The organism is Roseiarcus sp., from assembly GCF_052145395.1.
Taxonomy (GTDB): domain Bacteria; phylum Pseudomonadota; class Alphaproteobacteria; order Rhizobiales; family Beijerinckiaceae; genus Roseiarcus.
This window is the reverse complement of record NZ_JBKQOT010000190.1, coordinates 1-4,157: the sequence shown is the minus strand read 5'-3', so window position 1 is coordinate 4,157 and position 4,157 is coordinate 1. Positions and strand designations below refer to the sequence as shown.

Genomic DNA, 4,157 nt, shown 5'->3' with positions numbered 1-4,157 from the left:
CATGCCACAAACTGTTCCAATATCGTCTCCAAAGGCTTGATTCGCGCCTCCAGAGGTAGAATCGATCAGACCGCAGACCCGCAAGACCCGCACATTCCCTCAAATCTTTCCAAATGCGATTCCCCTGGGCCGCGTGGGCGTGGTTTGCGGTGTTGGCGCACGAATTGCTTCGGCCCATGCGCCATGGACGCGCTCGCCAGAACCGCGTACCAGAACCGCGTAGAAGTCGCGCGCCCAAGAAGGATCCCCATGTTCGACACGCTCTACGCCCGCGTCAAAACGCTCGCGCAAAGCCGGCACGCCGAAGCGTCGCTGGCGGCGGTCGCCTTCGCGGAAAGCTCATTCTTTCCGATCCCGCCCGACGTGCTGCTCGCGCCGATGGCGCTCGCGCATCCCGGCAAGGCTTGGCGGTTCGCGCTTGTTGCGACCCTCGCCTCGGTGCTCGGCGGTGTTCTCGGCTATGCCATCGGCGCGGCGCTCTACGACACGCTCGGCCAGTGGCTCGTCAATCTTTACGGCTATGGGGCCAAGATGGACGCGCTCAAAGCGACCTACGCCGAATGGGGCTGGCTCGTCATCCTCGTCAAGGGCCTGACGCCGATCCCCTTCAAGCTCGTCACCGTCACGAGCGGCCTGCTCGGCTACAATTTCCCGCTGTTCGTCGCGCTGTCCGTGCTGACGCGGGGGGCTCGGTTCTTTCTCGTGGCGGGGGCGCTCAACTGGTTCGGCGACCCAGTGCGCGACGCGATGGAGCGCAATTTCGCCGCCGTGCTCGCCGCCTTCGTGGCGGTGACGGCCGCAGGCTTCGTCATCGCGGTGAAAGTGTTCTGAAGGGACTCTGATGGATGTGATCGGGCTCATCCTGCCGCCGTCGCAGGTCGGACGGGCCTTGTGGATCCTGGCCGGCGCGCTGGCGACGCTCGCGGCGGTGTGGACGTTTGAGGCCTACGGCTTCACCCCCTGCGAGCTTTGCCTCACCGAGCGCTACGCCTTTTACGCTGGCGCGCCTCTGGCAGCGCTGACGGCCTATTGCGCCAGCCGGTCGCTGCACGGCCTCGCGCGGGCGCTGTTCGCGCTGCTGGCGCTCATCTTTCTCGCCAACGTCGCGCTCGCCTTCTATCACGTCGGCGTCGAACAGCACTGGTGGCCGGGGCCGACCGCCTGCACGGGGTCGCTTTCCGACTCGGTCGGCGTCAACGATTTGATGAAGTCGCTGAACTCCGTGCGCGTGGTCAATTGCGACGAGGTGCAGCTGCGTATCCTCGGCCTTTCCTTCGCCGGCTGGGACGTCGTGGCGAGCGCGGTGGCGGCGATCTACTCGGCGCTCGCCGTCGGGCTCAAGCGCTGAGGCGAATCAGACGCGCCTCGGCCTGCGGGTCGACCGCGGCCGCTCCGGCGCGCCCGCAGCGGCCAGAATTCTCCGGTATTCGTCGCGCTTCTCGTGAATCGACGCGATGACGTAACCCATCGGCACGCCGAGGTCGACCAGCGTCGCCTCGGCGAGCTGCAGGCTCGCCTCGATCGTCTCCGGGACCGCGTCGCTGACGCCGAGGTCGTAGAGCTTGCGGGCGTGCTCGGCGTCGCGGGCGCGCGCCACCAGGGTTACGTCCGGTCGGAGCCTGCGCGTCGTCTCGACCACCGTCTCGTTGGCGTGCGGCGAGTCCATCGTCACCACCACCGCGCGCGCGGTCTCAAGGCCGCAGCGGCGCAGGTAGTCGGCGCGCGACGCGTCGCCGTAGTAGACGGGCTTGCCCGCCTCGCGGGCGCTGGCGACAAGGCGCGGGTCCGAATCCACGGCGATGAACGGGATCGCATGCGCGTCGAGCATGTCGCCGATCAGCGCCCCGACCCGACCGTAGCCGACAATGATCACGCGCGGCGCGTCGGCGCCCGGCGGCGTTTCCTCGGGCGGCCCGTCGGACCGAGCCCGGGTCAGCGGGTCGATCAACGCGCCGACCCGGGCGAGCGCAGGGATGGCGAGCATCGAGATCGCCACCGCGGTCACCAGCGTCGTCGACAGGGCCCGGTCGATCAGACCGCCGGCGAGCCCCGCGCCGATCATGACGAAGCCGAACTCGCCGCCCGGGCCGAGCAGCAGCGCCATTTCCGCGCTGACCCGAGCGGGCAGGCGGAAGGCGCGCGCAAGGCCGAACAGGACGAGGCCCTTGGCGACGATGAGCCCCGCAGCGATGCCGAGGATCAGGCCGGGACTGGCGAGAATGAGCGCCGGATTGATCCCGGCGCCGACCGAGACGAAATAGAGGCCGAGCAACAGGCCCTTGAACGGCTCGATCGTCACCTCGATCTCGCGGCGGTATTCGGTCTCGGCCAGAAGAAGACCGGCGACGAAGGCGCCGAGCGCCATCGACAGATGGCTCGCCGCCGCCAGGAGCGCGTCGCCGAGCACCACCAAGAGACAGGCGGCCATGAAGAATTCCGCGCTCCGGGTTTCGGCGACGAAATGGAAGAACGGCCGCAGCGCCAGCCGGCCGAAGCCGATGAGCGCCGCCAGCGCCGCCGCCGCCGGGACGAGCGTCTCGACGAGTTGGAGCCCCAGGCTCCGCCCCCCGCCGCCTGAGAAGGCGCTGACCATGACCAGCAGCGGCGCGACCGCGAGGTCCTGGAACAGCAGAACCGCAAAACTTGCGCGCCCGACCGGCGCCGCAAGCCGCTTGCCTTCGATCAGGACCGGGATGACGATCGCGGTCGACGACACGCTGAGCGCAGCGGCGACGACGAGGGCGGAGGTCGGGGCAAGCCCGAGGGCGTACGCCGCCGCGGTCAGGGCGAGTGTGGTGACGACGACCTGCGCGAACCCGAGGCCGAACACCAGCCGCCGCATGCGCCGGATGCGCTCGAACGACAGTTCGAGGCCCATCGTGAACAGCAACGCGACGACGCCGAAGGCGGCGATCCTGTCGATCGTCTCGACGTTGCTGATGGCGACCACGCCGAGCCACGGCGCCTTGGCGCCGAGGGCGCCAAGACCATAGGGCCCGAGCGCCACGCCTCCGAGCAGGTAGCCGAACACCGGGCTGACCCGCAGACGGAAGAACAGCGGCGCGACGCCGCCCGCCATCGCCAGAAACAGCAATGCTTCTCTGTAGAGCGGGAGGTCGAGCGTCTCGTTCAAGGGGCTTCGCCGTTCAGCGTCCGACGACCTTAGTCGATTCGAGGGCCGGGGCGAGCCTCGCGATTGACCCTCGTTGCGTGCTATGTCTGCGCGACGTTTCTGATGAGACCGCGAGGGCCGCCGATGGCGCAGTATACCCGTGATGCAGAATCCGTCGCGATCATGGCGCTCGCGCCGGTCATTCCGGTGCTGACGGTGACAAGCGTCGAGGATGGCCTCGGTCAGGCGCGGGCGCTTGTGGCGGGCGGGCTGTACGCGATCGAGGTCACCCTGCGCACCCAAAGCGCGCTTGCAGCCATTGCGGCGATCGCAAGAGAAATTCCGGACGCAGTCGTGGGCGCGGGCACGATCACCTCGCCCGGGCAGATCGGCGAGGCGGTCGCGGCGGGCGCGCGCTTCCTGGTAAGCCCCGGCGTGACGCCGTCGCTGGCTGAAGCGGCGGCCGGCGCTCCGGTTCCGTTCCTCCCCGGCTGCGCCACCGCCTCGGAGGCGATGGCGCTCAGGGAGCTCGGCTTTCGCGCGCTGAAACTGTTTCCGGCCGAGGCGGTCGGAGGCGCGAGGCTTATCGCCTCGCTCGCTGCGCCCCTGCCGGACCTGCGGTTCTGCCCGACCGGCGGAATCGACCTCGCCAAGGCCCCGGACTACCTCAAGCTGCCCAACGTCGCCTGCATCGGCGGCTCGTGGATGCTGCCGAAGGACGCGCTGGCGAAGGGCGATTACGCGACGGTGGAAAAGCTCGCGCGCGAGGCGGCGGGGCTGAAGGGGGGGGCGTAGCGCCGTCCACACGGCGCTAGAGCGGTATCCGATCCGGATGAATCAAATTGAAACACATAAGCCATTGCAATGTATGATGATTATGCGCTCACATGCGATTCATTGAACGAAGCCGCTATCGCGGCGGAGGCGGAAGCGAGCGGGGGATCGGCGGGATGGAGTGAAGGTCCTCCTGCCTGAGAGGATGGGGTGTTCAAAGCCCACTCTCAGACAGGAGTTTCAGATGGCCGAGATGAGCCCTCTGCGTCGG

4 protein-coding genes are annotated in these 4,157 nt (G+C 68.3%); 3 read left to right on the top strand and 1 reads right to left on the bottom strand.

Translation table 11 applies throughout. The annotated features are described in order from the left end of the window. The first annotated feature begins 249 nt into the window (after positions 1-249). Positions 250-831: a YqaA family protein gene (locus tag ACLP25_RS06615; protein ID WP_442468428.1), complete on the top strand. Its 582-nt coding sequence runs from the start codon at positions 250-252 to the stop codon at positions 829-831. 10 nt (positions 832-841) lie between these two features. After that, positions 842-1,348, top strand: a complete 507-nt coding sequence (locus ACLP25_RS06610; RefSeq protein WP_442468427.1) for a disulfide bond formation protein B — start codon at positions 842-844, stop codon at positions 1,346-1,348. Between the two features lie 6 nt (positions 1,349-1,354). Here ACLP25_RS06610 and ACLP25_RS06605 read toward each other — a convergent pair whose 3' ends face one another. After that, positions 1,355-3,133, bottom strand: coding sequence for a cation:proton antiporter domain-containing protein (locus ACLP25_RS06605; RefSeq protein WP_442468426.1), 1,779 nt, complete (start codon positions 3,131-3,133; stop codon positions 1,355-1,357). A gap of 123 nt (positions 3,134-3,256) precedes the next feature. On the opposite strand from ACLP25_RS06605, the gene eda reads away from it, so the two are divergent. Then, positions 3,257-3,907 (top strand): bifunctional 4-hydroxy-2-oxoglutarate aldolase/2-dehydro-3-deoxy-phosphogluconate aldolase, encoded by a 651-nt coding sequence (gene eda, locus ACLP25_RS06600; RefSeq protein ID WP_442468425.1) that lies wholly within the window; start codon positions 3,257-3,259, stop codon positions 3,905-3,907. The last annotated feature ends 250 nt before the right edge of the window (positions 3,908-4,157 follow it).

What these genes read in the sequence shown, in the direction of transcription:
- ACLP25_RS06610 (WP_442468427.1), top strand. Translation starts at nt 842, where the DNA reads ATGGATGTGATCGGGCTCATCCTGCCGCCGTCGCAGGTCGGACGGGCC.
- ACLP25_RS06615 (WP_442468428.1), top strand. Translation starts at nt 250, where the DNA reads ATGTTCGACACGCTCTACGCCCGCGTCAAAACGCTCGCGCAAAGCCGG.
- eda (WP_442468425.1), top strand. Translation starts at nt 3,257, where the DNA reads ATGGCGCAGTATACCCGTGATGCAGAATCCGTCGCGATCATGGCGCTC.